The sequence below is a fragment of the Nostoc sp. genome (assembly GCF_036917975.1).
Taxonomy (GTDB): domain Bacteria; phylum Cyanobacteriota; class Cyanobacteriia; order Cyanobacteriales; family Nostocaceae; genus Nostoc.
Genome location: NZ_JBALEJ010000080.1, coordinates 81,320 through 108,043, shown reverse-complemented (window position 1 = coordinate 108,043; position 26,724 = coordinate 81,320). Strand labels below are relative to the sequence as shown.

The window sequence follows — 26,724 nt, the reverse complement described above, 5'->3', positions numbered from 1 at the left end:
CATTTTTCTCTAGAAAAAAAGAACATAAGCCTGCTAGCACCAGACTGTTATCTTGGAGAATGTGAAAAAATGCAAATATTGCTTGACTTTACCATCCTTCTATAGGTAGATTTATTAACTAGCCTGCTAGCACCAGAGTGTTATCTTTGACGGTAGTAAAAATGTCTTGGTAAGTATCGAAAATTTCAAACACTGTATCGAGTTGGGTAAGTTCCAAAATTAACCGTACAGGAGCCTGTACGTTGCATAAAACCAAGCGGCAACCACTCTGACGTGCAGCTTTTAACCCTTTTACTAAAGGGACTAATCCAGAACTGTCCATGAAATTAACCTCTGTGAGATCGATAATCCAGAGTTGATGAGCTTGAGGCACAACTCCAGCCATCTGTTCACTTAAGGCCTTACCGCCTTCCAAATCTATGCTTCCTTCGGGTTTAAAGAAAATCACTTGAAATTCTTGTTGTGTGAGAGCCATGAATTTAACAGGGTAATTGGAATACTTGACAAAAAAGCTGAAAAAAGACATCAATACTTCTTTTCTTTCAACGACAAAATGACTGTTTTACCCAGATATTTGGGCAATTGCAGCCGTACAGTTGAAAGAAATTATTTCAGTATTCATGCCGTATAATTTATAATAACTTTCATCAATATAGGCATAAGGGTCTAATAATTTCGGTATCAAGCGTATCTTTTACAAAATTTTTATAATTCAACTCGAAGTTTATGAAATTTCTATAAATTTTTTATTTTGTTTTTAATAAAAATTAATTCGTGGTATCAGATTTCAAGAATCACATCGCTAATAGTCGAAAATTAATAGTTACCATAGACTATAAGTTATGGATAGGGCAGAATTAAACTAATGACTTAATGAATGAATCTAGTGGTTTGATTGACACCCCACTCAAAAACAAGCAAAGATGTAGTAAAAGTAAAAATTTGTAAAGACGGCGGTGCGGGATGTCTTTAGAGCTGATTTCACTAGAAAATATCCAGAAAGTCGCCCACACTTACGGGTATTGGGCAATTTTTTTGGGAATTTTGCTAGAAAATTTAGGCATTCCCCTTCCTGGTGAAACCGTGACCTTAGTAGGCGGGTTTCTAGCTGGCAGCGATGAACTAAATTTCTGGCTGGTTCTCGGTGACGCAATTCTGGGTGCTGTCATTGGTGGCACTTGTGGCTACTGGATTGGTAGAGTTAGCGGTTGGGCTTTTCTGGTAAAAGTTGCTAGCATCTTTCGGATTTCGGAAGTGCGGCTACTGAACATTAAAGAGCAATTTAGTCAAAATGCTGCTAAAGGGGTATTTTTTGGACGTTTTTTGGCATTGTTACGAGTTTTTGCTGCACCACTAGCTGGTATAGCTGAAATGCCCTTTGGAAAATTCTTTTTATACAACTTTTTAGGAGCAGTTGCTTGGGCTAGTTTGATGGTGACGTTAGCTTTTTTTGCTGGCAAAGTTGTCTCTTTAGAACAATTGGTTGCTTGGGTGGGTCAATTTGCGATCGCAGCTTTACTAATCCTCGCTGCCTTAATTATTGTGCCCCTGTGGCTAGAGTCTCGCCAAGTTAAGGAAGTGAGGAGTGAAGAGTAATAAAGTGAGGACTGAGGAGTGAGGAGTAAAGTAAAAAGTTATTTTTTTAACTTTAACTTTTGTATTTTGCATTTTTAACTGCAAACTGCAAACTGCAAACTTCTAACTCCTAACTCTTAACTCCTAACTCCTAACTCCTAACTTTTAGCGTGCCGCGACCAAATGCGAGTTGGTAGTCCCCAAACGTAGATAAAGCCTTCAGCAGCTTTGTGATCAAATTGGTCTTCGGCTCCGTAGGTTGCCAAATCGGGAGTATAGAGAGAATTATCGCTCGAACGCCCAACAATCGTAGAGTTGCCCTTGAACAACTTCACTCGCACACTTCCAGAGACTCGCTCTTGTGTCTTTTGAATAAAAGCATCGAGTGCAACTTTCAGGGGACTGTACCATAAACCGTTGTAAACGATTTGGCTGTAAGTTTCTTCAATGCCACGCTTGTAATGGGTGACATCTGCCGTTAAAGTCAAGCTTTCTAAATCTCTATGTGCCTGAATTAGCACCAAGATCGCGGGTGATTCGTAGATTTCCCGCGATTTGATGCCTACAAGACGGTTTTCAATCATATCAATCCGGCCGATGCCGTGATTTCCTACAAGCTGATTGAGTTCTTCAATTAGTTGAACTGGCTTTTTAGCTATACCGTTGATGCTTGTCGGAATGCCACCTTGGAAACCAATTTCGATATACTCTGGCTCATTGGGAGTGTCAGCGATCGCTTTGGTCATTTCATAGATTTCTTCTGGTGGCTCAAATGACGGATCTTCGAGTAAACCAGCTTCAATACTACGACCGAGCAAATTCTTATCAATGCTGTAGGGAGAGGATTTTTTGACTGGTGAGGGGATACCAAACTTTTCCCCATAGGCGATGGTTTGCTCACGGCTCATTCCCCATTCTCTGGCTGGTGCGAGAATCTTCAGGTTGGGGTTCAGGGCGGTTACAGAGACATCAAAGCGAACCTGATCGTTACCTTTGCCAGTGCAGCCGTGAGCGATCGCATCAGCACCATATTTTTCGGCTGTTTCTACTAATACCTTAGCAATCAGTGGACGGGCAAGGGCAGTTCCTAGAGGATAACGATTTTCATAAAGGGCGTTAGCTTGAATCGCTCCAAAGGCGTAATCTTTAACGAAGCTGTCTTTGACATCCGCCACGAGGGATTCACTTGCACCGGATTTCAGAGCTTTTTCTCGAACTGGCTCTAATTCATCTCCCTGACCTAAATCTGCTGCTAGGGTAATCACCTCTTCCACACCCCACTCCTGTTTGAGGTAGGGGATGCAAACTGAAGTATCCACTCCACCAGAATATGCCAGGACAACCTTTTTGGCGCGACCCATTAATTTCTCCAGTTAGGACAACAAACAATGAGTCATTATTATATCTAAACTAATCCATGTATATTTTATCGAACAGAATTCAGGAGTCAGGAGCCAGAATTCAGCAATGTTTTTTGTGCGACTGGCGGATAGCGCAGCGTTAGCGAGTCTTGCCTACGGCACGCTGCGCGAACGAGCGTCTGAATAATCGGCGTTTTTGCACCCCCACCAAATTGGAAATTTGGTGGTCTTCAATTCCTGCGCGGTCTGAATCCCCGACTGATAGCGCAGCGTAAAGCCTTCTCTACGAGACGCTACGCGAACGGCATGGCTTCGCTTAGAGCGAGTCCGCGATAGCGAGTATTCGAGCGTCGCGTCTTGATTCTGACTCCTGAATTCTGACTTCTGAATTCTTCTTCAATCATGCAACTGAATAATAAAAATCCCGACTTCTCTAAAAAGTCGGGAATTCGAGCCTTACAATTTTCATAAATTAAATAGGATTGCGATCGCTTCTAGATAAAACTTTTTTATATTGATCGTGCGTAAAACCCGCTAGCTAAGGTCAGAGAGTCGCCTCCCTGCCTCGCCTACAAAACCGGACGTGACACTTTCACCTCATCCGGCTCCTCAGTAATTTGGGTAATTGACATTACTACTTCCAACCGAATCATCCTCGGCTGTTTTCTTATCATGAAGTCGTACATAAGTATCCTTGCTTACAACTACAACTGTTGAGTAGTAGTTCGCCCATCATCGAGCATCCCCTCATGGGTGGGGCAGTTGACATATCCACATACTCTGAAACAAACTTAAACATCTTCATTTAGGAAGATTTTCTAAATCTTATTATCTGTTTTAATAGGCCGAGTGTTCCGTTGAGGTTAATTTCAGAATGATGGGAAAATCTCTGAGCCTGATTGGTGCAGCTTTATCTTTGGCACTTACCACTAATATTGCTGTAGCCGAATCCAGTAAATCCCCCATAGCTCAGTCTAGTGGTAGCGACTCTACTAGCGCACCAGCGGAAATCAAGATATCGCCAGAAGGCATGAAAATTCTGTGCGAGTATTTTCCGCTCAACTCCCGCTGTCCCAATAATGGTACAGCAGCTACACCCAGCGCTCCTAGTAGCACTACAGTACCAGCCGAAACCACAACGCCAACAGAAACTAAAATACCTGATAACACAACTGCACCAGGTAACATTGCCCCACCTCAACCTGGCGCTCCCGAAAGCACTCCAGCACCAGGCGCTCCTAGCACATTAACTCCAGCACCAGGTAGCATTACTCCACCTCCACCTGGCGCTCCCGAAAGCACTCCAGCACCAGGTAGCTCAACTACACCTGAATCTGGCGCTCCTAGCAACTCAACTCCAGCACCAGTAAACTCTACCACACCTCAACAACCTGGCGCTCCTGGCAGCCCTACCGTACCAGGTAACTCTCCCAGTACTCCAGGCTCTAGTTCGCCAAAAACTCCTGGTACAGGTAATTAAATTAAAAGCTGGGGTATAATCTGAATACTAGTTTGCCATCAGCGATCGCAGGTGCATCTTTTTTAATCTCTTGCACCAGTTATGCAAACTGGTGTCAGGTAAAAAATAAAAATCGCTGAAACCTTATAAATAAAGTCTTCGCATATAAGACTTAGCAAGGGTTTCACTAACCAATAGCCTGGGATGATTAATCCCAGGCTTAATAGTTTAATGCGATCTGCCAGTTGAAGTAGGTGTTTTTTGCAAGGAAGCAATTAACAGGCAAACAATACCGATACTAATAAATGAATCTGCCACATTAAATACAGCAAAGTTAATCAGGCGAAAATCAAGAAAATCAACGACATAGCCTAAAACAAAACGATCGATACCGTTGCCCATCGCTCCACCTAAAATCAAGCCATAGCCTAACTGATCCCACAAATTTAACGTTGGGCCAACCAGCGCCAACGCTATCAATACTAAACTCACTCCTAAAGATAACCAGCGCAACCACTCTACTTTCCCACTTAACAGACTAAATGCAGCACCAGTGTTAGTGACATAGGTAAAGTGAAATATCCCAGGTAAGAGTGGTAGTGTCTGCCCCAAACTAAAGCTTTGTACTATCCAGTACTTTGTTATTTGGTCTAAGAAAAAAACGATGAAGGCAGCGATCCAGAAAAGACGATTTTTTAAATGCATGGTGAATTAGTCATTGGTCATTGGTGAGCCAGCACGGTCTTCTCCCTTGGCGCTAGCCTCTCCCTTTGGGAGAAGGGGAGACGCTTTGCTTGAACGCATGGGGGTTTCCCCCATGAGTGACTGGCGAACCCGTAAGGGTCATTGGTCATTGGTCATTAGTCATTGGTCGTTGGTCATCAGCTTTTGACAAATGACAAAGGACAAATAACATGAACTAATAGAACATTAAGTGACGCAATATATATGCTATTACACTAACTGCACAGACCACAGTTAGTTGACCTGGTAGCGCAAACCAGGAGTATCTGAGGATTGCTTGTATTAAGGATAGATTTTCTGTGCCTTTCCACTGAAAAAGATAGCTAATAATCAAATAAGTAATACCGCAGATGTGGAGAGTTAACAAGCCACAGATGCAGCTAAAGGCAAGAGTCTCTAGTCGAGGTCTAGCTTTAAAGGCGAATAAGCCACAAATCCAAGCTCCAGGAATAAAGCCTAGTAGATAGCCAAACTGAGATAGCTTGACATAACCAATACCACCGCCATCGGCAAATACTGGTAGTAAGGTTAACCCCATAACTAAATAGGCGATTTGTGAGAGCGCACCGGCATTTTTGCCCCCTAAACAACCCACCAACAACACTGCGCCAATTTGAAAAGTGACACCTAAAGAAAAAGTCTGAATTCCGTGCTGACTCCATGTCCAAGGTAAGGTAATCCCATAAACTTCTAGGAAAGTACCACCCATTGTCAGGAGTAAGCCAATCATAGACCACAGTAATTGATTGGAAGCAGCAAACATTTATCAGGCAATTAAGGAAAAGCAAAAAGGAAAACCAGCAGCAACTAGTACAAGAAGGTAAAAGTAAAAAGGCAAAAGAAAAAAGAAAGAATGCTTATTTTGTAAGCTTTCTGGCTATTTTAAATGGGTGGTTTATTTACGCCGTGTTGTACTAGTATGTTCATTAATATTGAAATGAAATTTGTGCTGACATCTTAAGAACTAGCATATTTTCTTTTGCCTTTTCAGTATGTATGTAATTTTTCAGTTCTGCGAATTGTGGCTGAGGTGTGTTCTAAATCTGGCATCTTACTTAGGAGAGAGTAAAATAAATATTATTTTTTCTTTCTAGTGTTTATACTCTTGTCTTCAAGTATTATCTAAAAGCGCTATCCGCCAGTCGCACACAATTCATTCTGAATTCTGACCGGAGGCGGAGCGTCTCCGGCTCCGCTCCTGACTCCTGAATTCTGTTCGATAAACTTTTTTCATGACTTGACCAACAAACTTACTCTAATGATAAAGTTTTGTAAATACCTGTAATCAACTTAATATAGTGCTATCTGTAAGTTAAATCTCAAGCAAGAGTATAAAATTTATCAAGCAAAATTGGAAATAAGCGTTTGTTCTTCATCAAAAAAAAACAAGTATTTTTTGTTATGTTAACCTCTCGTTAATCTTTATTGTTGTGCTTTAGGAGTATCTTAGAGACGCTTACCTGAAAACTTACTAAAAAATTGATAGCGATGCTCTTACGTCTTAGTGCAACAAAAACTCATCGCCTCACAGGTTTAATTTCAGTGTTAGCACTGACAATCAGCCTAGCAGGTTGTGGTGGCGGACAACAAACACCAGATAGTACAGCCACCAAGGATACGCCTTCTGGCACTGCTACAGATACTACTGCCTCTAGCCCAGCTAAATTAGACCTTGGTGGAACCGTAAAGTTAAGCGGGGCTGGTGCGTCTTTTCCGGCACCACTGTACGATACCTGGTTTACAGATTTAAACAAAAAATATCCAAATCTGCAAGTTGACTATGCCTCAGTTGGTAGCGGTTCTGGAGTTGAGCAATTTATCAAAGGCACTGTAGACTTTGGTGCTAGCGATGTGGCAATGAAGGATGAAGAAATCCAGAAAGTACCAGCAGATAGGGGTGTTATTTTACTGCCTGTGACTGCTGGTAGCATCGTGTTGGCTTACAACTTGCCTGATGTTCCAGAACTAAAGCTGCCACGAGCCGTTTACGCCGATATTTTACTAGGCAAAATCAAATCTTGGGATGATGCCCAAATTGCCAAGGCTAATCCAGGTGCAAAACTTCCTAAACAGCCAATCACAGTTGTTTATCGTTCCGATGGTAGCGGAACCACGGGTGTGTTCACCAAACACCTCAGCGCCATCAGCCCGGAGTGGAAGAGTAAAGTCGGTGAGGGCAAAACTGTCAACTGGCCTGCGGGAGTCGGTGCTAAGGGTAATGAGGGTGTTACCGCTCAAATTCAACAAACTCAAGGTTCTATTGGTTATGTCGAGTACGGCTATGCCAAACAAAATAGTCTCAAGTTTGCTGATTTGGAAAATAAAGCCGGTAAATTTGTTGTAGCTAGTGAGGAGTCAGCCTCTAAAACTCTGGAATCAGTAGCTCTACCGGCAAACCTCCGCCTCTTCATTTCCGATCCCGAAGGGGCTGATTCCTATCCTATCGTTACTTACACATGGCTTTTAGTTTACAAGAAATATCCTAATGCCGCAAAAGCTAAGGCGATCGAAGCTGCGATCGAATACGCTTTAACTGATGGTCAGAAACAGGCTAGTGCGCTAGGGTATGTTCCTCTACCTGCAAACGTCATCACAAAGGTAGCTGCGGCGGCTGACCAAATTAGTCCAGAGTATAAAATTTCTGTTACCGGTGGTAGTAGCGCTAGCAAGTAAACAATCACACACAGATATTAAATAGTAACTTTGAATACGGAGTTACTATTGTATTTAGTTTAAATAGATGATGAGGCGACAATTTTACTCAATCTGGTTGCCTCCCACATTTTCCTCTGATTTAATTGTGAAAGTCGGTATTCATGACTACAAATTCTCAAAATCTGTCATCGGCGATGAAAAATCGCTCTGGCGCAGAAAAGTCCCTAGATCAGGGTTTTATTTGGCTAACTAAAATTTTTGCCTTTGGGGTTGCAGGTATTTTATTATGGATCGGGTCGCAAGTTGCAATTGGCTCTTGGCCTGCTATTCAAAAATTTGGTGCTGGCTTTTTAGTTAACACTACTTGGAACCCGGTTAATGATAGCTATGGGGTACTACCTCAAGTCTATGGAACTCTCGTGAGTTCTTTTATTGGTCTGCTGATTGCAGTACCAATTGGGGTTGGTACTGCGATTGTCCTGAGTGAAGATTTTTTACCTGCAAAAGTGAAGCTGGTACTGGTTTTCGCAGTAGAATTGCTCGCAGCTATTCCTAGCGTTGTTTATGGCGTGTGGGGGATTTTTGTTTTGGTGCCAATCTTAACCAGCTTGGGAAAATGGCTTAATGGTTACTTTAGCTGGCTACCATTTTTTAGCACTTCTCCTACAGGTCCAGGAATGTTACCGGCGGGAGTCATCTTAGCGATTATGACTTTGCCTATTATCACAGCTTTATCCCGCGATGCCTTGATTTCTGTACCTCCTAGTTTGCGCCAAGCCTCTATAGGGCTGGGAGCAACTCGCTGGGAAACAATTTTGCAAGTTCTGATCCCAGCAGCCTTTTCGGGCATAGTTAGTGCTGTGATGCTGGGACTCGGCCGGGCAATGGGAGAAACAATGGCTGTCACGATGTTAATTGGCAACTCCAACAACATCAGTCTCTCTCTTTTAGCACCAGCCAATACGATTTCTTCTCTACTGGCAAATCAATTCTCAGAAGCTAGTGGTTTGCAAGTTGCGGCTTTAATGTACGCGGCTTTAGTTCTATTTTTCTTGACACTGGTAGTCAATATTCTGGCAGAGTTGATCGTTATGAGAGTCAAGCGAATATAGCTTAGTTTTTGGTTAAATTATGACTTCTAATTTTCCAGAGCGCAGTTTAACTCGCTCCGCCACGTCTCAAAGAACACTGTTTAATACAGTGATGACCGTAATCGCTTTTACCTGCGGAGCATTGGCACTTGTTCCTTTGCTAGCAGTACTTTCTTATGTGATTATTAAAGGCTTTAGCAGTCTGAATCTGGCTGTGTTTGTGGAACTGCCACCCAAAGCTCTACAAAAGGGAGGAGGCTTTGGTAATGCAATTTTAGGCACACTACTAATGGTAGGAATTGCTGCCTTGATTAGCATCCCCTTTGGAGTTTTGGGGGCGATTTACATCACAGAATTTAGTTCAGCGAAAGTTGCTAGATGGGTACGTTTTGCAGCTAACGTGCTGAGTGGAGTCCCCTCAATTATTGCTGGGGTATTTGCTTATGGGATTGTAGTTTTAACACTGGTAAAATTGAACTTAGGATCGTATTCAGCTCTTGGTGGAGGGTTTGCACTGGCAATTTTGATGTTGCCCATTATTCTAAGAACAACTGATGAAGCGTTACAGTTAGTATCGCAAGATTTGCGACAAGCTTCTGTAGGGTTAGGAGCGACTAACTTTCAAACGGTAAGTCAGGTAGTTTTACCAGCAGCCTTACCAGCTATTGTAACTGGGGCAACGCTAGCGATCGCCAGAGCATCTGGAGAAACCGCACCATTGCTATTTACTGCTTTATTTTCTAACTTTTGGCCAGATGGTTTATTTCAACCAACAGCTTCTCTGGCTGTCTTGGTTTACAAATATGCCATTTCTCCGTTTAAAAATTGGCAATCTTTAGCTTGGGCAGCATCTTTGATTTTGGTATTGATGGTTCTAATCACAAGTATCATCGCTCGCTGGGCAACTCGCAAAAAAGCTTAGTAAACAACCATCCACAGTGCAAATCCCCATCGCTAAAACCAACACTAAATTTAATTTATGGCTACCAACACTAGGACAGTGAATGACACTGAAACCGTTTTACGGGCTGAAAATCTCAATATTTACTACGGCAAGTTTTTAGCCTTACAGAATATTTGGCTAGATATACCAAAAAATCAGGTGACAGCTTTTATCGGCCCTTCTGGTTGTGGTAAAAGTACATTATTGCGATGCTATAACCGCCTCAATGACTTGATTGAGTCATTTCGGGCAGAAGGTAAGATACTTTTTTACGATAAAAATTTGTATGCACCCGATATCGACCCTGTAGAAGTGCGTCGCAGAATTGGGATGGTGTTTCAAAGACCAAATCCATTTCCCAAATCAATTCATGACAATATTACTTTTGGAGCTAAAATCAACGGCTACAAAGGTGATTTCGATGAATTGGTAGAAAGCAGTCTCAGAAAAGCAGCTTTGTGGGATGAAGTCAAAGATAAACTACGTCAAAGTGGCTCGTCTTTATCTGGTGGACAACAACAACGGTTATGTATTGCTCGTGCGATCGCAGTCCAACCTGAAATTATACTAATGGATGAGCCTTGCTCCGCTCTTGACCCCATTTCCACCTTGCGTGTTGAAGAACTGATTCACGAACTTAAAGAGCAATATACGATCGTCATTGTCACCCATAACATGCAGCAAGCAGCGCGTGTTTCTGATAAGACAGCCTTTTTTAATGTTCGGACTTCAGAGAAAGGAACCCGTAGCGGCTATATGGTAGAGTATGACGCAACAGAATTAATTTTCAACAATCCTAAGCAAGAAGAAACCAGAGATTACGTCAGTGGCAAATTTGGATAAATATTTATTTTACATTAGTTGATATTAAAGCAATGAGGGATACTCGGAAATTAAAGATGTTCGATATTCCTCTATGTTTTTTTATTTGAAGGATTTTTTTCTTCCTAAACGAACCTCATCTCCATGCAGTCCGAAGTCTATTATTTGGTGCGCTCAAAAACTGACGGTAATTATCTCATCGCTCGTCCTGATGCCGAAACGTCGGGTTATTTATTGCTGTTTCAGGAAAACTTTGACGCCCTTAGCTATCTCAACACCCATGCAGCAGAAGTGGCAAATCGCTTTACTGTAGAATCTATTGCGCGTACACAGTTGGGAAACTTGCTTAAACGTTGGGATTTTAGCGGTGTGGGTATTGTAACTGACCCATTATTACCCAAAATTGAGTTTTTACAGCACAATTAACTAATTCGTAATTTTTGTTAAGTAAATAGTTGTGCGATCGCACAAGTAAAATCAGGTAATATGGGTGAACTCAATTCATCACCATTGAATAACGTAGCAGCTAACTTTAAACTCGCTTGTTCGCGTCGATATACTTCCACCTGTTGCTTGCGCCAATCTACAATCCAATATTCTCTGACACCTCGTGATGAGTAGAGCTTAAGTTTTAGTTCTCTGTCCCGCTTTTCGTTTTCACTACCAGCAGATAGCACCTCTACAACTAGTTCTGGCGCACCAGTCAAATGCCCAGCCTCGTCTAAAAGTAGGGGTAATCTCTCGTTGCTAGCCCAGACAACATCGGGAATAACATTATCATTGTCGCCAAAAATTATTCCTGGAGCTGTCACAACTTCTCCTAGACCAGTAATTTGTGACCAGTTATCCAAGGAAGTGCTAATTCTGACACAAGTTTTTTGATGCTTCCAGTGGGGCGCTTTAGTCACAAATAATTCTCCGTCAATAATTTCATAGCGATTCCCGTTATCTGGAAACAACTCTAAGTCGGCGGTAGTCCAGCGCACTCTCTCAGATATTGGCTGGTTCATAAATTATCTTTGTTGAGGGATTTACCTATTTTAGCCTGAGTGAAAATGGAAAATTTTAGTTGCATTCCCATAATCTATGCGATATTCCTTATAAAGAATAATATATTGACATTCCTTAACGCTATTAAAGATAGAGACAAAGAGCCTGCAAGAGTAAGATTACGTGAATTGCAGCAGAGGGAAAATTGATGAAAAAACCTAATTTTCAAGCTTGGTTGCAGCAGAAGGTAAGTGACGAGCCAGAAGTGATTTTGGCGGGAAAGTTAGAGTATCTGCGTCTATATCTTACTGATGCGATGCGGGAAATACGTAATAAAGCAGGATTGACTCAGGCACAATTAGCCCAAAAACTAGGAGTAAAGCAGGCGGCTGTGTCCAAATTGGAGTCGGCATTAAAGGAACATGAGTTGGAATCAGTGTTGCACTATTTACATACCTTGGGTGCAGATTTGCTGGTAGCCGTCAAACAAGGAGATGACTTATATCAAGCTAGTGATAACGAAGGTGTGTTGTTGGTAGATGTACCAGATGTAGTTTTCCAAAAAGCATTGGCGGCAAACATGAGCGTCCGGGAATATGTGCGCGTCGGTGTTGAGAAGTTTTCTGGCGAGAATGATGGACTGAAAACAGCTTTGGTAAAACTACTTGAAAGTGACGATTTGGTAGTGGTGAAAGTAAGAGCGCGTTTAGGTTCAAGGACAATCCAAGAAGTTGCTGTAGAGTTGGAAAAATGTTTGAGTCTATCTGAAGAAGATAGGATTTTTGCTGTCAAAAATGTTTTGGCTGCTAATGTGGCGTGTGGAGAAAGTAATCGTGGAAGTAGTGATGAAGTTGATGAAATTGAGTTGTTGGATTTAGCTGAAGAATTGCTAGAGAATTTATCAGAAGTTCTGGGTAAGCATTACTAGTAACTTGACTAAATCAATATGGTAAAAGGATTTGGTACAGGACAAAAAAATTAAAAAAATAGAAAACTCTACTCAGCAATTTCCTTTTTCAGAGCCTCATTACTGGGCTGCTTTTATTTGTCACGGTTTACGGTGAGAAAATAGTAGTATTGGGACGATTACTCGCCCTGTTCATCAACCTGATTAAAATTTGGTAAGAATTTAGGATTCAAAGTTTGGTCTAAAGTGTAGGGACAAATTTCTGGAAAAACATTTTCACCCAACTCAGTTTCTCGAATCGCTAAAGCCAAACCTAGTTCATAAACACTGAAGAAAACTTCATCGAGATAGGGTTTAAAACTAGGGCTATCTTGCAGAAGCAGCTTAATTTGAACACGTTGCTCTCGAATTGTACCCAACCAGCTATTGCTACGTTTTTCAGGTTGAAATTGCCATTTCAGTAGATGTCCTAGCAATACTCCCAGCCGATTTCGCAATTCCTGCCGTTCTCTTCTGCCCAAAGTTTCAATTTCTTCAATCAGGTTAACTGTATCTAATTGTTCCCACTGTTGAGTTTTGAGCAAGCTAACCTGCTTTTGCGTCCAATCATAGAAATCTGTTTTATATAGGTGAGATGTGTACATTTTTTCCACTTTATTTACACCTATCTACTTACCAACCCCTGCGGTAACACTTGCACGAAAATCCCAAATCTAAAAATAAATATTGGGTGGAGCGATGCATACGGCGGCAAGCTACGCCCCACCCAACCTAAAATAATCTAATAGACATCTCCAGAAATTAAAGATGCGTTACCCAGAACCCTTGTAGAGACGTAGCAGTGCTACGTCAAAACAATTCTTTTTCGGAGATGTCTAATAAGTAACGACTAATTCGCTACCTCAGCCACCTCAATCACTCGCCCTTCATAGTCCTTGACTAAAAAGTTCAGGGGTTTCTGGTTACGAATCTTCAACTTCAAACCGCGCGTTTCGACTCGCATTAAAATCATTTCCAGGCAGTCGTGGTCAAAACAAACGTGGCGTTGCTGGTTTTTGCTACCTAAGCTCGCGCCAGTAATAATGTGTAGCTGGGTGTTTTTCTTCAATTGATACCACAGCCCATCATTGGCATTATTCATCATTTTACCAGACAAGCTCGGCCCAGTAGACATATATAGCGGATCAATGCCAGTTGCGCCTATAGTTTGTTCGTAGTTGTAGTAGTAGTGCAATGGCACTTCAGCTGCCGGCAAATCTAGCAGCCCTTCATACAACTGTCGGGCAATTTCCAAATCTGACACCATTACAGTATGTACTTTTGGCGCACTGGTGAGAAACATCCACATGGCACCAGCGTAAGCTGCTAGCAGCATTACCATAATGCCTTGGGTGGAAAATAGGCTATCCAAGGGCAGGGAAGGCAGAAAGGAGCCGAAAGTAAGGGGACTGACCAGGAACGATATCACACTAGCTGCTATAACCATGAACAAATAAGGATTCTATAAGGTAGTTGATTTTATGACTGTCGATTAAGACTAAAATTAAGTCCTTGTTTCTAGTTTATCAATACTCAAGTAGTCTGAGTCTTCATCTACAAACTGAACAACACCAAGATATTATGCGATTAACTAGGGGAGTGCAATTCCCAAAACTATTTTAACAATTATCAATCGCAAGGCTTATGCAAATTCCTCATTTTACGGAAGCTAATCACCCGCTAGTGAAGTCGCTATTCCATCACAGTGACCATGAACTACTGACTCTGTTTCAGCGCTATCCAGATGCCGGAAAGTACTTTACGGTAATTTTTTGCCGCTATAGTCCCATAGTCTATACCTTAATTCGGCATTCGGCGCGATCGCCTGTGCAAGCAGATTATCTGTTTGCCCTTACTTGGCGACATATCTATTACGAACTCGGTGGACTCAAATTAACTGATTCTGAATCCGGCGAGGAAGCCTTAACCATGCAAAATTGGTTAATTAATATGACAGCTTTCTGTATTAACGAGATTAAACTACCACCTACAGAAGCAATTCATTATTCTCTGCAAGCGACTTCGCCACCGCTATGGTGCTATGTAGAACAGGCATTAGACCAACTACCACCAATTTTACGATTAATCGTGTTAATGTCTCAAACTTTCCACTGGAGTGAAACTAGAATCGCTGCCTATCTCCAAGCCGAAGGAGAAGCGATCGCTCCGAGTGTTGTAGCCAATTTTCTTCAGGAAGGCTATCGTATGCTAGAGGACAAATTACCCGCAGATATCCGCGCTATCTACTTTGGGGAAGATTTCGCTTAATCATAGCTTAAGTATAAATGCGTATACTGAATGTCTTCAATTTAAAAACTTAAAACTTCTTCTTAGACCTTCTACTTAAACCCGAAATTTACGGGCAATTTTTATGAAACAACAGCTTGTATTTTCCTGGCAAAAGGTAGGCTTAATTTGTGTAGGTACAATTTCTCGTCCCCAGGTACTTTTACACAGCTTTTTACTGGTTACTTTTTTGCTGAGTCCTGTAGCTGCGAGTGTGGTTGATATTACCCAACAACTCCATCGACCTTTAAATAGTTCCGTTGGGCGACAATCAAGAGATGAAGCAGATAGTTTGCTGCGTATCGGTGAACAACAATACACTTCAGGATATGCCGACAAAACAGTTGCGTCTTGCTTGCGGGCACTAGAACTATATCACTCAATTGGCGACCTGAAAGCACAAGGTCTGGCGTACAATTTGCTTGCTAAGGCTTATATCCAGCTTGGTAGTTCAAAAGAGGCAGAAGATGCTTTAAGAAGAGAATTAGCGATCGCTCGTGATACTAAAGACTTCCAAGCTCAAATTTTTGCGCTGAATAATATCGGTACATTTCTGCTGCAACAAGGCGAATCTGCTACTGCTGGTAAAACAGTTGAAGAGGCGCTCGCAATTGCTCATGGTGTGAAAAATATTGAAGGTGAAGGACTATCTTTGAGTAATTTGGGTTTGGTAACTGCCAGGTTGGGAGATTACAACAAGGCGATTAAACTGTACGAAAATGCTTTAACTTTCCGCCGTCAGACTGGTGATGCCATCGGTGAAGCAAATACCCTGAATAATTTAGGTGATGCATATTTAGCATCGGGAAATTATCAAGATACTATTGCTACTTATGGTGAAGCAATGCAGATAGCTAAAACTAACCGCGATCGCACTAATGAATTACGAGCAATTGACGGTTTAGTTACGGCTCACACTGCTGTCGGACGTTACGAACGCGCCTTTGACTTACTAGAGCAACGTTTAGCACTCGCTAAAGAATTGCAAAATTTGCAAGAAGAATTAAAATCTTTTGAATCTTATGCTCAGTTGTATAAGCAACAAGGTAATTACTTAACTGCCCGTAATTTTTATGAAAGGGCGATTACACTGGCGCGGACATTGGAAGACAGCAAGCAAGAAGTGCAATTGCAGGATCAGCTAACTGAAATGCTTCAGAGGAAGTAGATAAATTATCCAATATTGTAGGGTGGGCATCTTGCCCGCCCAGTCTATAGGGCGGGCAAGATGCCCACCCCACAAGAGTTAATTGGATATTTTTTTATTAATTCAAAAATACTGAACCATTTCGTTCGATTCTCATCGCACTTCTACCCTGTGTGGCATTGGTGGCTTCCTTAAATGTTACTTCCAAGCTTCCTGGTTCAGAAGAGCCTTGTGGAGTCACTATTAACTGTCCGCCATCTTCTCGTTCAAATGTCACTGTTACTGGTGCTTTGAGGTTTTGCAGTGTTACATCTGACTTACCTTGTAGCGATCGCGGTGCTGTATCGCCAATCACTTGGAAAGTTACATTAGCCGCAGTCTCATTTACCAACCTGACATTAACCATACCATTCGCTAGTGCGATCGTCGCACTGGGGGTTTGTCGTGGTTGTAGTTGTGGTTGCTCAGTGGAAACCGCCCCTGGTGAAGGCTGTTGAGTTTGATACCCAGGAGCTAGGCGTGGTAGTCTAACATCTGGTTCTGGAGCTTCCCCACCGCCGACACCCAATCTTGTTTGCTCTTGTGATGGAGTAGCAGGCACAGGAAGAAGCCCTTGAGCGGCTAGTCTTTGTGTTAGCGCGTTGGGAGGACATCCCTGTGGTACTACAACCTGATTATTGTGTGGTTCTTCGTAAAAAATACGAGGACAAGGGTTAATTTTGGGAATAGATTCTTGTGCTAATACTTGAGGAATTGCTGGCATGGTAATCAGTAATCCTCCACAAATAGCACCAAATAACTCAGCAGACTTGCGAAAATTTTGAGACTTCATATTCATCATTGACTCCTAGAAAAACATCCAAATTATCTTTTTTTAATATTTTTCAAACAGCATATTTAAATTATTATATTTAAGCTGTCTTTGTGTTCATATTCAAGATAATCCTACTAAGTGGTTCTATTTTTTGTATCTAACTGTAGACATGAAAATTATCTAAGCTTCGATATAAGTTTTTCATTCATAAGAGTGAAAATTCTCAATCATTAGTGAGAAATTATGCAATCAAAAAAAATAATGAGTTATGAATTTAAAACAATTCATAACTCATACCCAAGAATTTTAGCTATAATAGTTTAATAGCTTTAAGCTTCTTCCCAAATCTGGCGAACTTTATCAGGCAGCCAGCTAGCAATTTCCTGAATTCGTTCTGACGATAATTCGTCTTTAGTAGCAGAAAACACCGCCTTAACTACCTGCTCGCGTTCTACATTGGGTGGCATTCCCCCTTCATTTGCCACTCTAAATAAGAAGCGATCGCTATTAATTTTAAAGATCCCAGGGCCTTGCCAAGGTGGACGTACCCGACTTAAAAATCCGACAATTGGATTTGTATCGTGCCACAGGTCTGAAATATCAATTTGCAGCGATTTATCATCGGTTATTTCGGCTGGTTTTTGCAGTTCATCTTCAACTCGATCAGCTGCTTCTGTAGTCATCAGATCGCGCATCACCCGAAATACTACTTCGGTGATGTCCCTAGCATCGTAAATATCTGGCAAACCACTTTCAGCCTTGACTTTTTCCAAAAATGGTATATCTTTTTCTTTTATATCGCTGGAAGAAGTTGCCATTTAAACCCCCAAAGTATTATTCATAGATGCATATTTGCCAAAATAAAATAGCAGGATGTATAACTACGCCAGCAAATAAACAGGAGTATAAATATCAAACTGTAGCAATTAAATAAATGGCTAAATATTGCAACTGTTGTTATGTACAGTAGTAAATTTATTTACTTTTCTACATCTATCACAGGAAACAGAAATTTCTGATCAAATTAAGACTCAAGAGTTATTGGTAAAGTGACAGTAAAAGTGGTGCCAATGCCTTGGGTACTTTCAACTTGAATATGACCCTGGTGATGTTCGACAATAGCTTGAGCGATCGCTAATCCCAATCCTGAACCAGTAGCGCTAGCTGTAGCTGTATTCCCAGTCCGATGAGTACGTGCCGGATCTACCCGATAAAAACGGTCAAACAAGCGTGGTAGTGCTTCGGCTGGAATTCCAACTCCGGTATCACTCACCTTAACTTGCAACTGGGCACTAGTGTTACGTAGTCCAGAAACGCGATTTATTCCCTCTATCCGCGCCAATTCCACTTTCACTCGTCCACTTGCTGGAGTGTAATGTAAGGCATTAGCAATTAAATTTGTGAACAGCCGCACCAATTGATCCCAATTGCCCACAAGGGTAAACCAATTTTCCAGTAATTCTGGGCTAGTTTCAGAGGCAGGAGGATCAACTAAATCTAGAGAAAGGGCGATTTCTTTTTCAGGGACTAACAATTGTTGTTCTTCAACCACCTCCATCAGCAAAGCATCCAGAGGACAAGGTGAAAAAGTATCTTTGCTAATACCACTATCCTGCCGTGCAAGGAAGAGTAAGTCATTGACTAGCTTACCCAAACGCTGCGTTAACCGTTCCACCACCTTTAACTGTTGCCGATACAGCAAAGAAGTAGTCGTTTCTGTCTCTGCTAAATCCAAGTCAGCAAGAGCAACTTGCACATTAGTTTGAATCAAAGTAATAGGACTTCTAAGTTCGTGGGAAGCATCAGCAGTAAATTGTTTGAGGCGTTGATAAGACTCGCCGACAGGTTCCATCGCTTTACCCGAAAGAAACCAACCACTTGCACCTACCGAAAGCACCATTAACCCAATACCTAGCGCCAAATCAAAAATTAACTGGCGACTGGGTTTAGTGACTTCAAACCAGGGATGACTAACACGCAGATATCCTAATACTTGCCGTCTCACTTCCACCCGTTGTGTGACTTGTCGTAATAAGAGTGGGGAGTTAGAAATTTTAAATTTTGAATTTTCACTCTCTCCCTTGACTACGCGCACAGTTTCACCAGTACGGTTAGTACGAATGGGAATATTTAGGGGTTCAGATAAAGTTGACCAAAGTAATTTACCCGTCGGACTAAACCATTCTAGGTCGATGTGGTCATCTTCTACAGTATCGGTATTGTCACGAAGACTGGCTTCTACATTAATCCGAAATTTATCTGCATCAGTATCAATTGGCTCAAATATCAGCGTGGAAGCACATCGGCTGGTTGTGAGACAACGCTCCACTATTTCCACTACATGATTAAGAGTATCATCAATCCGCTCAATCAATGTACTGCGGACGTATAAATAAACTCCACTAGCAAATAGTAATAGTAATACAGCAGTAACAGCAGTGTACCAAATTGCAAGACGGCGACGAGTAGCCTGAAACATATTTTTTCACCTAAATTTTTGACTGAATATCTACATTACGTGTTTATACGGCTAAAAAGTAGCTCACTTTTCTCGTTCTGGTGATTTTGCTGAGGTGTAATTTTTGTTGAAGAATTACACTCTTGTTGCAGTAAATCTGCTTAATCCTCTTTTATTCTTTACACACAGAATAAAAATCGGTTTTCTTGGACTATTTATAGCGAATTAGCCGAAATGATTGTTGAATAAATTTAAACAAATCAACAACAGTCTAAGTCTTAAAAACTAAATTATTACTAGTTTCTGATAATTACAAATTTATTTTTGTAACCAAGCAAACTCTAGGGTGCTGTTCATTCATTTGAATTCATTCTAATTTTTATTGTTGATCTATCAAGCAGTATATTTATATGGTGGTAACTCGTAAAGCTTCAACCTCAATGCTTCTAAAAATCTCTCTAAAGAGATTAAATAAAAATCTAAGACTAATTGCAACTTGCTTTTTGTATTCAACAATTTTGTTCAAAATAATCCTAGTACAATTTTCTGCGATCGCTTTAGAGGTTGATGGTCAAAATAAGATTAGTCTGACTGTGAAAAATGCTAATCCCAACTTATATAAAACTAAAGAGCTATCCAAATTTACCAGAATTGATTTAATTAAGGAAAATAATGCAGCTACTACTAATAAGAGTTTCCTGAAATCGGTTGAAGGAGGCATGAGGAGCAAATCATCTGGGGATTCGACCCCGGATGATTTGGCAGCCCTGAAAGAGAGTCCAGTGGGGGTCTTAAACCCTTGCCCTCTCTGGTCGCAGCAGGAGATAAATAGCGCAGAATTAACGAGTTCCTCTACCTCCTGCCCGACCCTCGCGGACTCGCTAACACCGCGTTATCTGCCTCCTGTTCTCCTCGACAAATTAGACAGTTTTCAAAGTCAAGACTTATTAAAACAAACTTTAAAAGATCCTAACTCTAACTTAGACAAAACTAAACAGTTATCCAAGCTTACTGAAATCGATTTAATGGGAGAAAATAATCCAACTAATAGTAATAAGAGTTTGCTTAATTCAGATAAATTAGATAGTTCGCAAAGTCAAGATTTATTAAAACCAACTTTAAAAGATCCCAACTCTAACTTAGATAAAACTAAACAGTTATCCAAACTTACTAAAATCGATTTAATGGGAGAAAATAATCCAACTAATAGTAATAATAGTTTGCTCAAATCGGATAAATTAGATAGTTCGCAAAGTCAAGCCCCATTGAAACAAACTTTAAAAACTCCTAACTCTAACGTAGAGAAAACTAAACAGTTATCCCAATTTACCATAGCCGATGTTATTCCAATTGAACAATATAAAGTAGAGCCTCCTAAACCATCTGATGAAGGTGAAGAAGAAACTAAACCAAATACAACTAAACCATACACACCAACACAACAAATACTAATAGAAAAACTACGTAGTTCAAAAAAACAACAAGTAAAACAAAAACAAATAATTATTGATGCTCTCACATTTAGTGCCAATAAATATCCTTGGATTGTTAACCCAACAGATAATCTTACTTTTTCCACAGAATTATTTAAGCCAAATGAAGATGAAAATTATATAGATACGGATATAAGTGTAAGATTTTCTGGAGATAATCAGATTATTAATAAATTTACTTATGCTAAATTCCCTAAAGCTGACCAATTTTATTGGGTTCTCGATAATAATAGAATAGTAGTTGAAACTAAAGGTTCCCAAGTAGGTATTCTCTCTCAAGGAAGACAAACCAATACTTATATCACCCAAAATGTTACCTCCCAGCAGGCATTTTGGGGATTGCAAAGCCTGTTCGCTATACCTACAGATTTTCAAAATTTAGCTGGAGATGTTGGTACTGAGAATTTTTCTATAACTTCAATAGCAGGAGAAATAGTAAATCCTGAAGGTATACCTGCTGGCAGAGTTATTATTAATAGTGGGATTGACACAAACAACCCTAATGTCACGGTTCTCAAAAATCCTACTCCAAATCTTGGTATTGCCTCTACTTTAAGTGTGAGTGGTGGGCAAGCTTTATTTCAAGCTTTAGATGCTATCAATGCTCCGAAAATTCTCCAAGGCTTTCCAACGACGAATATACAACCTTTACTAGATAATGGAAATGTCCAACTCAAAGTAGGTGAAGTTATTCCTAATAGCGCCCTCGCAGCTGCTGGTATCTCCTGGGGAAATATTCTGACGGGAGAAGGTTTTGGTTTTACTGCTCCTGTCTCTTCTTTTCCAGGTATTAAGGTTGCTCAACTTGGAAAATTTGATAACGTTGATTTGTTAAACGTAGCAGTCAATCCTTTTCTCTCTCAATCCGAGAAAGACTTTCATTATCTTAACTCTTTACAATGGCTATCTTTAGGAAGAAGAGAACCTGTATTTCAGACACTATCTCAAACTCAAGAAACTTCTGATTGGCACAGAATTTATGTTAGCCATCCCCATAATCGGAGCTTAATTCAATATGACCCAGTTGCAATTAAAGCTACTTATACAAATATTTTTTCTGCTCCAGGATTATCTCTAACAGCTAAATTCAGCGATACTAGTATTGATGCTATTCAATCAGTGAATTCTACATTAGGCTTACTCTTAGGTGGAGTTTTTGAAGCTATTAAAATCGATAATATTCAACATGGTCTAGAAGAAGCTAGACAGAAATTTAAGAATGGAGAAGGTTTTACTCCTCTAAATACACCTGCCACAACTGACCAAAGAAGACAAATTAATAATAGGCTAAATCGCACTTTATCTTATGCCAATGCATCCAGTGGACTAGAGCAAGTATCTGGAACTTATACACTTCCCAGTCAAGTCACTCCTAATAACTCCAGCATCTTGCAAGTAAGAACGGGAAACTACAAACGAGCAGTTCAATTTCTTGAAAAAAATATCACTATTTTAAATGAAGGTGATACATTTTTTTCCGATCTTAGCCTTTCTAATAAAACATTTGGGCCTCTATCCTACATTGGTAACCCAATTCCTTTAAATGACACTTCTATTAATCCTATTAACGAATCATCGGCAGCAGAAGTAATTTTGACAAACCCCCAAGGGCAACAATTTGTACAAAAATTTGATTCATCAGATACAACAGTAGTACCGCTACAGGTGCGAGCAGCTGATTTAGCATTTGATTATATGGAACTCACTAGAGTTGATAAAATAGGTGTTAGTTTTAATAACTTTAACGGTTATCTATCTTTACCGACAGTTGAATTATTAGCAGCAGGTTCTTCTGGAAATTTTAACTATAGTGCCAATTTAGGAACGTGGTTTAATGTAGATGCCAACTCAGCACCAGGCGTTTCCAATAATAATCTGGGGATAGAAGAACCAACTTTTGGTATTTATACTAATATACTCCTCAACTATATTAAAACTGATGTACAGTTAAATTCAGCCAAAAAGCCTGTAGCTATTAATACTCACGTACCATATTTGAGATTTAATTGGAATAGTGCCTCTAATAAAAATAATCCTTTCTCTACTTATTTAAGTTATTTATATCAGCATCAAGAAAGAAATTTCGGTTTTTCTTTAGCTCCTGGTGTAGCTTTTATTGAGAATAATAGTAATGGTGAATTTTTAGGTCTTTTTAATGGTGAATTTAGTACTAGTCATGGTTTAAATATAAAGACAAATCTAGAGATGGGCAAAGAATGTTTCTTTGAATTTCAAGGATTACAAAGAGTTAGCAAAAATATTTCTGCTGGTGTTTATCTAAAAAATTATAGTGTTAATAATATAGGTTTGAACAGCCGAGTTTCTGGCTTCAACTATGGAATCATTTTGAGGCACAATTTTCCAGATAATAGTGTATTTATAGAAACTCAAATTGGTACAGGCGAAAATGGTTTTGACCTTAACCTTCAAGGTGGTTATCGATTTTAATAGTAAGCTAATGTATTTTTAATTTGCATAACTAGGGCGGGCAAGATGCCCACCCCACAAGAGTTTTAATTCCAGGTAATATGCAAGGTTATTTGTCCAACAGCTTATTAATGTAACGCACCAAAATAGAGACGTTGCAATCCAACGTCTCTAAACCATTAAATAAAGATATTACTGACTTCTTTAATCAGTCGGGAATCTAAGCCTTTTAATTTGTAAGTCCTGTCTAATCTAAAGCACCCAAAGCATTATTACCAGTGCCGGCTCGGATTATAGCTGTCATATCTTCAATTGAAGCACCATTATTTAATAAATTAGCCGTCGTATCAATAAACGAGTTTGGGCTAGAGACTGTGGTAGTTTTCACTACTCCTGGAGTTATAGTTAGACTAGTTATGGTTTCGTCATTTCCGCCTATTATCCCCCCGTATGTAGGTGTAATTTTTACACCTCCGTCAAAGTAAGAGCCAGAAGGTAAAGTTACTTCGCCACTGACACTGAGAAATGCACCGGAAGGTCTAATAATACTAACAGCACCACGAGCAGTAGCTTGTTGTGCATCTACTGGTGCTGCTAAAAAATTTCCTACACTCACTAAGCCAAATAGGCAGATACTTCCCCTAAGTATTGTGGATAATTTGTTAGAGAAACTATTCATATTTTATAAACCCTCATGCTTTTTACTTTAAGCTCATTCCCAGATTTTGCTTGGGAATGCAGATTCAACCTCAACTAGCAAAAGTAGAGGCGTAATCTTTTTTTAATTTCTTTTTACAGATAAAAATATATGCCCCTTGCTGTGAGCATTTTGTTAAGAATGGACATTTTTTGGGTGCGTATTCTTACGCAATTGCTCTAACTATTCTTCGGTGAGTGTTTCAGGGTTTATATTGATATCACAAAGCTGTGTAAAGAGATGATGAGGAGTTGCGGTAATTCACCGATGCTTTGATTCCATTTACTGAGGGGTTAAAGAAAAAATTTTAGGTTGGGTGGGGGCTTTGCGTAACCTAACATATATCAGGATGTTGGGTTGCGCTCCGCTCCACCCAACCTACGTCTAATACACAATTTTTTTGCTTGCCACGCTAGTAGTGTTAGCGATCGCAAAGGTCTAGTAGAAGCGTCATTACGAATTACAAATTGGTGTTAAACCTCCACTAAAACTACTTCCCGTAGCTTGGCAATCACATCATTTAGATTACCCGTGTTCAGGCGATAACTCAAAGGATGGGCAATCAATCGCGCCGTGCTTTCATACAGAGTAGCGATTTCAATTAAACCATTTTCGCGCAAAGTCCGCCCTGTAGAAACCAAATCCACGATCGCTTCTGACATACCAGTAATTGGGCCTAGTTCTACTGAACCATACAATGGCACTATTTCTACAGGCAAATCGAGACTATGGAAATACTCACGAGCGCAATTCACATATTTTGAAGCAACTCTACCATGTGGTGGTAAATCTAAAGGCGACGTATAAGAACTGGATGCTTTTACCGCCACCGACATCCGACAATGACCGAACTGCAAATCTACCAAGTGGGCAACTTGCGGCTGTTTCTCTCGCAGCACATCGTAACCGACAATCCCCAGTTGTGCCTGACCATATTCCACATAGACAGGTACATCCTGCGCGCGCACCAGTAAAGCTTTCGCAATTCCTTTTGTGTCAGGAATTTGAAGTTGGCGAGTTCCTGAATCTAAAAAAGCACTAAAATCTAATCCCACACCTTGTAGCAGGCGGATGCTATTTTTAAGTAGTTCCCCTTTTGGCAATGCAACAGTCAGCATTCTTTTTCTTAGTATCCTTGGCGTTCCGACAGTTGAATAATATTGAGAATATCTCTATATGCTTACCACAAGCAGCATGAGAATTTTATTAGTTGATGATGAAATTGAATTAACTCAACCCTTGAGTCGCTTGTTAACTCGTGAGGGTTACGCTGTAGATGCCGCTTATGATGGGACATCTGGTAGCGAACTGGCACAAGCAGGCAGTTATGACCTACTGATTTTAGATTGGATGCTGCCAGGAAAAACCGGGTTAGAGATTTGTCAGGAATTGCGACGCCAAAGCAAAACCACTCCCGTGCTGTTTCTCACAGCGAAAGATACTCTCGATGACCGTGTAGAAGGTTTAGATGCTGGTGCGGACGACTATTTAGTTAAACCTTTTGAACTGCGGGAGTTATTAGCCAGAGTCCGTGCTTTATTGCGTCGTTCCGGTTCCCAAATTTATGAGACTACCACCAGACGACTAACTGTCGCTGATTTAGAACTCGATTGTGACAATCAAGTAGCCTATCGTCAGGGACGAATAATTGAGCTATCGCAAAAAGAAAGCCAGTTATTGCAATACTTTATGGAACACACTGGACAGTTGTTAACTCATGCCCAGATTATGCAAAATTTGTGGCAAGAGTCAGAACAACCCAGTAGCAATGTGATAGCGGCATTAATTCGCTTGCTGCGGCGTAAGATTGAGGTGGGTAAGGAAACTACACTGATTCACACAGTTTATGGCAAAGGCTATCGTTTTGGTGCTTCATTAGTAGAGTCAATTTAGCGAAGAAATTTTTGTATGCTGGGCACTGCTTAGTATTTGCTTAAACCCTAATTTTTATGTTGTGGGCATTATCCACCCTACGGTAATTTGATTTTTACTAGGAGAGAAAAAATAATGGTCATCAGCCTGAAAGAACTTTTAGACGACCCAAAGCTTGCAGATATTGATGATCCAGAGGAAAAATTTATCACTAGTGGGGTAAGCTGGCAAATGTATGAAGCTTTACTAGCCAAACTAGAAGATAATTCTCATTACCGTGTCACCTATTTGGATGAAATCTTAGAAATTGTGTCGCCGTCTATAAGACATGAAAATATCAAAAAACGCTTGGCTATTTTGATAGAACGCTATCTCTACTTAAAGCGAATTCGATTCAACCCAATGGGGAGTTCCACAATTAAAAAACAACTCAAGCAAGCTGGGGTTGAACCAGATGAATGTTACTCGCTTTACGAGCAGAAAAATATTCCAGATTTAGCTATTGAGGTGAACATCACCAGTGGAAGCATTGATAAATTAGAAATTTATCGTCGTTTAGGAGTTGCTGAAGTTTGGATTTGGCAATTCAATCGACTCAGACTTTATCACTTACGGGAAGAAACACCGTCTGAGTTTTTAGAGACTTACGGCTATGAACAAATTACGTCAAGTGAATTATTGCTAGAACTAAATATTGATTTATTAGAACAATGCATTCAGATTTCAGATGAGATTCAAGCCATTGATGAATTTGAACGAGGTGCGTAAGTTTGGTAAAATCCAATGTTTTCGCCAATTTTCTCTAGTGGCTTAGTCAAAAGTATAGTAGCGATCGCACTCACAACAGCCGTCAGCGTCACAGGTTCCATAAATTCACTACAAACTTACAGCAGTTTTCATTAATTGAACCACATCGGAAACCTTTTATACTCAACATATTTCAG

25 protein-coding genes are annotated in these 26,724 nt (G+C 40.4%); 13 read left to right on the top strand and 12 right to left on the bottom strand.

Annotation, left to right across the window (positions count from 1 at the left end; all coding sequences use genetic code 11):
- Positions 1-118: 118 nt before the first annotated feature.
- Complete coding sequence (locus V7K76_RS27915; protein WP_334780259.1) at positions 119-475, bottom strand: STAS domain-containing protein; 357 nt, start codon at positions 473-475, stop codon at positions 119-121.
- A gap of 488 nt (positions 476-963) precedes the next feature.
- Here V7K76_RS27915 and V7K76_RS27910 point away from each other — a divergent pair, with 488 nt between their 5' ends.
- Positions 964-1,596: a DedA family protein gene (locus V7K76_RS27910; protein WP_334780260.1), complete on the top strand. Its 633-nt coding sequence runs from the start codon at positions 964-966 to the stop codon at positions 1,594-1,596.
- Between the two features lie 137 nt (positions 1,597-1,733).
- Here V7K76_RS27910 and V7K76_RS27905 read toward each other — a convergent pair whose 3' ends face one another.
- Positions 1,734-2,936: an argininosuccinate synthase gene (locus V7K76_RS27905; protein ID WP_334780261.1), complete on the bottom strand. Its 1,203-nt coding sequence runs from the start codon at positions 2,934-2,936 to the stop codon at positions 1,734-1,736.
- A gap of 874 nt (positions 2,937-3,810) precedes the next feature.
- Here V7K76_RS27905 and V7K76_RS27900 point away from each other — a divergent pair.
- Complete coding sequence (locus V7K76_RS27900; RefSeq protein ID WP_334780262.1) at positions 3,811-4,416, top strand: hypothetical protein; 606 nt, start codon at positions 3,811-3,813, stop codon at positions 4,414-4,416.
- Positions 4,417-4,623: 207 nt separating this feature from the next.
- On the opposite strand, the gene lspA is transcribed toward V7K76_RS27900, so the two are convergent.
- Entirely contained in the window at positions 4,624-5,100 is a 477-nt protein-coding gene (lspA, locus tag V7K76_RS27895; protein WP_334780263.1) for a signal peptidase II, read from the bottom strand.
- A 214-nt stretch (positions 5,101-5,314) separates the two neighbouring features.
- Entirely contained in the window at positions 5,315-5,902 is a 588-nt protein-coding gene (locus V7K76_RS27890; protein ID WP_334780264.1) for a biotin transporter BioY, read from the bottom strand.
- 725 nt (positions 5,903-6,627) lie between these two features.
- On the opposite strand from V7K76_RS27890, the gene pstS reads away from it, so the two are divergent.
- The 5 genes from pstS (at position 6,628) to V7K76_RS27865 (ending at position 11,076) form a co-directional block, all read left to right on the top strand.
- Positions 6,628-7,812 (top strand): phosphate ABC transporter substrate-binding protein PstS, encoded by a 1,185-nt coding sequence (pstS, locus tag V7K76_RS27885; RefSeq protein WP_334780265.1) that lies wholly within the window; start codon positions 6,628-6,630, stop codon positions 7,810-7,812.
- 143 nt (positions 7,813-7,955) lie between these two features.
- Positions 7,956-8,906: a phosphate ABC transporter permease subunit PstC gene (pstC, locus tag V7K76_RS27880; protein ID WP_334780266.1), complete on the top strand. Its 951-nt coding sequence runs from the start codon at positions 7,956-7,958 to the stop codon at positions 8,904-8,906.
- Between the two features lie 19 nt (positions 8,907-8,925).
- Positions 8,926-9,807 (top strand): phosphate ABC transporter permease PstA, encoded by an 882-nt coding sequence (gene pstA, locus V7K76_RS27875; RefSeq protein WP_334780267.1) that lies wholly within the window; start codon positions 8,926-8,928, stop codon positions 9,805-9,807.
- 57 nt (positions 9,808-9,864) lie between these two features.
- Positions 9,865-10,671 carry a phosphate ABC transporter ATP-binding protein PstB gene (gene pstB / locus V7K76_RS27870; RefSeq protein ID WP_334780268.1) on the top strand — a complete coding sequence of 269 codons (807 nt, stop codon included), beginning with the start codon at positions 9,865-9,867 and terminating at the stop codon, positions 10,669-10,671.
- A gap of 123 nt (positions 10,672-10,794) precedes the next feature.
- A complete protein-coding gene (locus V7K76_RS27865; protein WP_334780269.1) occupies positions 10,795-11,076 on the top strand; it encodes a hypothetical protein in 282 nt (93 codons plus the stop codon).
- A gap of 17 nt (positions 11,077-11,093) precedes the next feature.
- Here V7K76_RS27865 and V7K76_RS27860 read toward each other — a convergent pair whose 3' ends face one another.
- Positions 11,094-11,660, bottom strand: coding sequence for a Uma2 family endonuclease (locus tag V7K76_RS27860; RefSeq protein WP_334780270.1), 567 nt, complete (start codon positions 11,658-11,660; stop codon positions 11,094-11,096).
- A 188-nt stretch (positions 11,661-11,848) separates the two neighbouring features.
- Here V7K76_RS27860 and V7K76_RS27855 point away from each other — a divergent pair, with 188 nt between their 5' ends.
- On the top strand, positions 11,849-12,568 hold the full coding sequence (locus V7K76_RS27855; RefSeq protein ID WP_334953257.1) for a helix-turn-helix domain-containing protein: 720 nt from the start codon (positions 11,849-11,851) through the stop codon (positions 12,566-12,568).
- A gap of 158 nt (positions 12,569-12,726) precedes the next feature.
- On the opposite strand, the gene V7K76_RS27850 is transcribed toward V7K76_RS27855, so the two are convergent.
- Both V7K76_RS27850 and V7K76_RS27845 read right to left on the bottom strand, forming a co-directional pair.
- The gene (locus V7K76_RS27850; RefSeq protein ID WP_334780272.1) at positions 12,727-13,191 is read right to left on the bottom strand and encodes a DUF29 domain-containing protein; all 465 of its coding nucleotides are present in this window, start codon (positions 13,189-13,191) and stop codon (positions 12,727-12,729) included.
- A 245-nt stretch (positions 13,192-13,436) separates the two neighbouring features.
- Positions 13,437-14,033 carry a glyoxalase-like domain protein gene (locus tag V7K76_RS27845; RefSeq protein WP_334780273.1) on the bottom strand — a complete coding sequence of 199 codons (597 nt, stop codon included), beginning with the start codon at positions 14,031-14,033 and terminating at the stop codon, positions 13,437-13,439.
- 197 nt (positions 14,034-14,230) lie between these two features.
- On the opposite strand from V7K76_RS27845, the gene V7K76_RS27840 reads away from it, so the two are divergent.
- Positions 14,231-14,854: a sigma-70 family RNA polymerase sigma factor gene (locus V7K76_RS27840; RefSeq protein WP_179066496.1), complete on the top strand. Its 624-nt coding sequence runs from the start codon at positions 14,231-14,233 to the stop codon at positions 14,852-14,854.
- Positions 14,855-14,957: 103 nt separating this feature from the next.
- Positions 14,958-16,040 (top strand): tetratricopeptide repeat protein, encoded by a 1,083-nt coding sequence (locus V7K76_RS27835; protein WP_334780274.1) that lies wholly within the window; start codon positions 14,958-14,960, stop codon positions 16,038-16,040.
- 97 nt (positions 16,041-16,137) lie between these two features.
- Here V7K76_RS27835 and V7K76_RS27830 read toward each other — a convergent pair whose 3' ends face one another.
- The 3 genes from V7K76_RS27830 to V7K76_RS27820 all read right to left on the bottom strand — a co-directional run bounded on the left by V7K76_RS27830 (position 16,138) and on the right by V7K76_RS27820 (position 19,312).
- The gene (locus V7K76_RS27830; RefSeq protein ID WP_334780405.1) at positions 16,138-16,857 is read right to left on the bottom strand and encodes a hypothetical protein; all 720 of its coding nucleotides are present in this window, start codon (positions 16,855-16,857) and stop codon (positions 16,138-16,140) included.
- Between the two features lie 305 nt (positions 16,858-17,162).
- Positions 17,163-17,651 (bottom strand): DUF2267 domain-containing protein, encoded by a 489-nt coding sequence (locus V7K76_RS27825; RefSeq protein ID WP_334780276.1) that lies wholly within the window; start codon positions 17,649-17,651, stop codon positions 17,163-17,165.
- A 206-nt stretch (positions 17,652-17,857) separates the two neighbouring features.
- On the bottom strand, positions 17,858-19,312 hold the full coding sequence (locus V7K76_RS27820) for a sensor histidine kinase (RefSeq protein WP_334780277.1): 1,455 nt from the start codon (positions 19,310-19,312) through the stop codon (positions 17,858-17,860).
- 389 nt (positions 19,313-19,701) lie between these two features.
- Here V7K76_RS27820 and V7K76_RS27815 point away from each other — a divergent pair, with 389 nt between their 5' ends.
- On the top strand, positions 19,702-23,232 hold the full coding sequence (locus tag V7K76_RS27815) for a hypothetical protein (protein ID WP_334780278.1): 3,531 nt from the start codon (positions 19,702-19,704) through the stop codon (positions 23,230-23,232).
- Between the two features lie 226 nt (positions 23,233-23,458).
- On the opposite strand, the gene V7K76_RS27810 is transcribed toward V7K76_RS27815, so the two are convergent.
- Together V7K76_RS27810 and hisG are read right to left on the bottom strand one after the other, a co-directional pair.
- Entirely contained in the window at positions 23,459-23,890 is a 432-nt protein-coding gene (locus tag V7K76_RS27810; RefSeq protein WP_334780279.1) for a hypothetical protein, read from the bottom strand.
- 491 nt (positions 23,891-24,381) lie between these two features.
- Positions 24,382-25,026 (bottom strand): ATP phosphoribosyltransferase, encoded by a 645-nt coding sequence (hisG, locus tag V7K76_RS27805; RefSeq protein ID WP_179067730.1) that lies wholly within the window; start codon positions 25,024-25,026, stop codon positions 24,382-24,384.
- 76 nt (positions 25,027-25,102) lie between these two features.
- Between hisG and rppA the strand changes: the two genes are divergently transcribed.
- Both rppA and V7K76_RS27795 read left to right on the top strand, forming a co-directional pair.
- On the top strand, positions 25,103-25,801 hold the full coding sequence (gene rppA, locus V7K76_RS27800) for a two-component system response regulator RppA (protein ID WP_334780406.1): 699 nt from the start codon (positions 25,103-25,105) through the stop codon (positions 25,799-25,801).
- Between the two features lie 114 nt (positions 25,802-25,915).
- Positions 25,916-26,548, top strand: a complete 633-nt coding sequence (locus V7K76_RS27795) for a Uma2 family endonuclease (RefSeq protein WP_334780280.1) — start codon at positions 25,916-25,918, stop codon at positions 26,546-26,548.
- The last annotated feature ends 176 nt before the right edge of the window (positions 26,549-26,724 follow it).

What these genes read in the sequence shown, in the direction of transcription:
- V7K76_RS27915 (WP_334780259.1), bottom strand. Translation starts at nt 475, where the DNA reads ATGGCTCTCACACAACAAGAATTTCAAGTGATTTTCTTTAAACCCGAA.
- V7K76_RS27910 (WP_334780260.1), top strand. Translation starts at nt 964, where the DNA reads ATGTCTTTAGAGCTGATTTCACTAGAAAATATCCAGAAAGTCGCCCAC.
- V7K76_RS27905 (WP_334780261.1), bottom strand. Translation starts at nt 2,936, where the DNA reads ATGGGTCGCGCCAAAAAGGTTGTCCTGGCATATTCTGGTGGAGTGGAT.
- V7K76_RS27900 (WP_334780262.1), top strand. Translation starts at nt 3,811, where the DNA reads ATGATGGGAAAATCTCTGAGCCTGATTGGTGCAGCTTTATCTTTGGCA.
- lspA (WP_334780263.1), bottom strand. Translation starts at nt 5,100, where the DNA reads ATGCATTTAAAAAATCGTCTTTTCTGGATCGCTGCCTTCATCGTTTTT.
- V7K76_RS27890 (WP_334780264.1), bottom strand. Translation starts at nt 5,902, where the DNA reads ATGTTTGCTGCTTCCAATCAATTACTGTGGTCTATGATTGGCTTACTC.
- pstS (WP_334780265.1), top strand. Translation starts at nt 6,628, where the DNA reads ATGCTCTTACGTCTTAGTGCAACAAAAACTCATCGCCTCACAGGTTTA.
- pstC (WP_334780266.1), top strand. Translation starts at nt 7,956, where the DNA reads ATGACTACAAATTCTCAAAATCTGTCATCGGCGATGAAAAATCGCTCT.
- pstA (WP_334780267.1), top strand. Translation starts at nt 8,926, where the DNA reads ATGACTTCTAATTTTCCAGAGCGCAGTTTAACTCGCTCCGCCACGTCT.
- pstB (WP_334780268.1), top strand. Translation starts at nt 9,865, where the DNA reads ATGGCTACCAACACTAGGACAGTGAATGACACTGAAACCGTTTTACGG.
- V7K76_RS27865 (WP_334780269.1), top strand. Translation starts at nt 10,795, where the DNA reads ATGCAGTCCGAAGTCTATTATTTGGTGCGCTCAAAAACTGACGGTAAT.
- V7K76_RS27860 (WP_334780270.1), bottom strand. Translation starts at nt 11,660, where the DNA reads ATGAACCAGCCAATATCTGAGAGAGTGCGCTGGACTACCGCCGACTTA.
- V7K76_RS27855 (WP_334953257.1), top strand. Translation starts at nt 11,849, where the DNA reads ATGAAAAAACCTAATTTTCAAGCTTGGTTGCAGCAGAAGGTAAGTGAC.
- V7K76_RS27850 (WP_334780272.1), bottom strand. Translation starts at nt 13,191, where the DNA reads ATGTACACATCTCACCTATATAAAACAGATTTCTATGATTGGACGCAA.
- V7K76_RS27845 (WP_334780273.1), bottom strand. Translation starts at nt 14,033, where the DNA reads ATGGTTATAGCAGCTAGTGTGATATCGTTCCTGGTCAGTCCCCTTACT.
- V7K76_RS27840 (WP_179066496.1), top strand. Translation starts at nt 14,231, where the DNA reads ATGCAAATTCCTCATTTTACGGAAGCTAATCACCCGCTAGTGAAGTCG.
- V7K76_RS27835 (WP_334780274.1), top strand. Translation starts at nt 14,958, where the DNA reads ATGAAACAACAGCTTGTATTTTCCTGGCAAAAGGTAGGCTTAATTTGT.
- V7K76_RS27830 (WP_334780405.1), bottom strand. Translation starts at nt 16,857, where the DNA reads ATGAATATGAAGTCTCAAAATTTTCGCAAGTCTGCTGAGTTATTTGGT.
- V7K76_RS27825 (WP_334780276.1), bottom strand. Translation starts at nt 17,651, where the DNA reads ATGGCAACTTCTTCCAGCGATATAAAAGAAAAAGATATACCATTTTTG.
- V7K76_RS27820 (WP_334780277.1), bottom strand. Translation starts at nt 19,312, where the DNA reads ATGTTTCAGGCTACTCGTCGCCGTCTTGCAATTTGGTACACTGCTGTT.
- V7K76_RS27815 (WP_334780278.1), top strand. Translation starts at nt 19,702, where the DNA reads ATGGTGGTAACTCGTAAAGCTTCAACCTCAATGCTTCTAAAAATCTCT.
- V7K76_RS27810 (WP_334780279.1), bottom strand. Translation starts at nt 23,890, where the DNA reads ATGAATAGTTTCTCTAACAAATTATCCACAATACTTAGGGGAAGTATC.
- hisG (WP_179067730.1), bottom strand. Translation starts at nt 25,026, where the DNA reads ATGCTGACTGTTGCATTGCCAAAAGGGGAACTACTTAAAAATAGCATC.
- rppA (WP_334780406.1), top strand. Translation starts at nt 25,103, where the DNA reads ATGAGAATTTTATTAGTTGATGATGAAATTGAATTAACTCAACCCTTG.
- V7K76_RS27795 (WP_334780280.1), top strand. Translation starts at nt 25,916, where the DNA reads ATGGTCATCAGCCTGAAAGAACTTTTAGACGACCCAAAGCTTGCAGAT.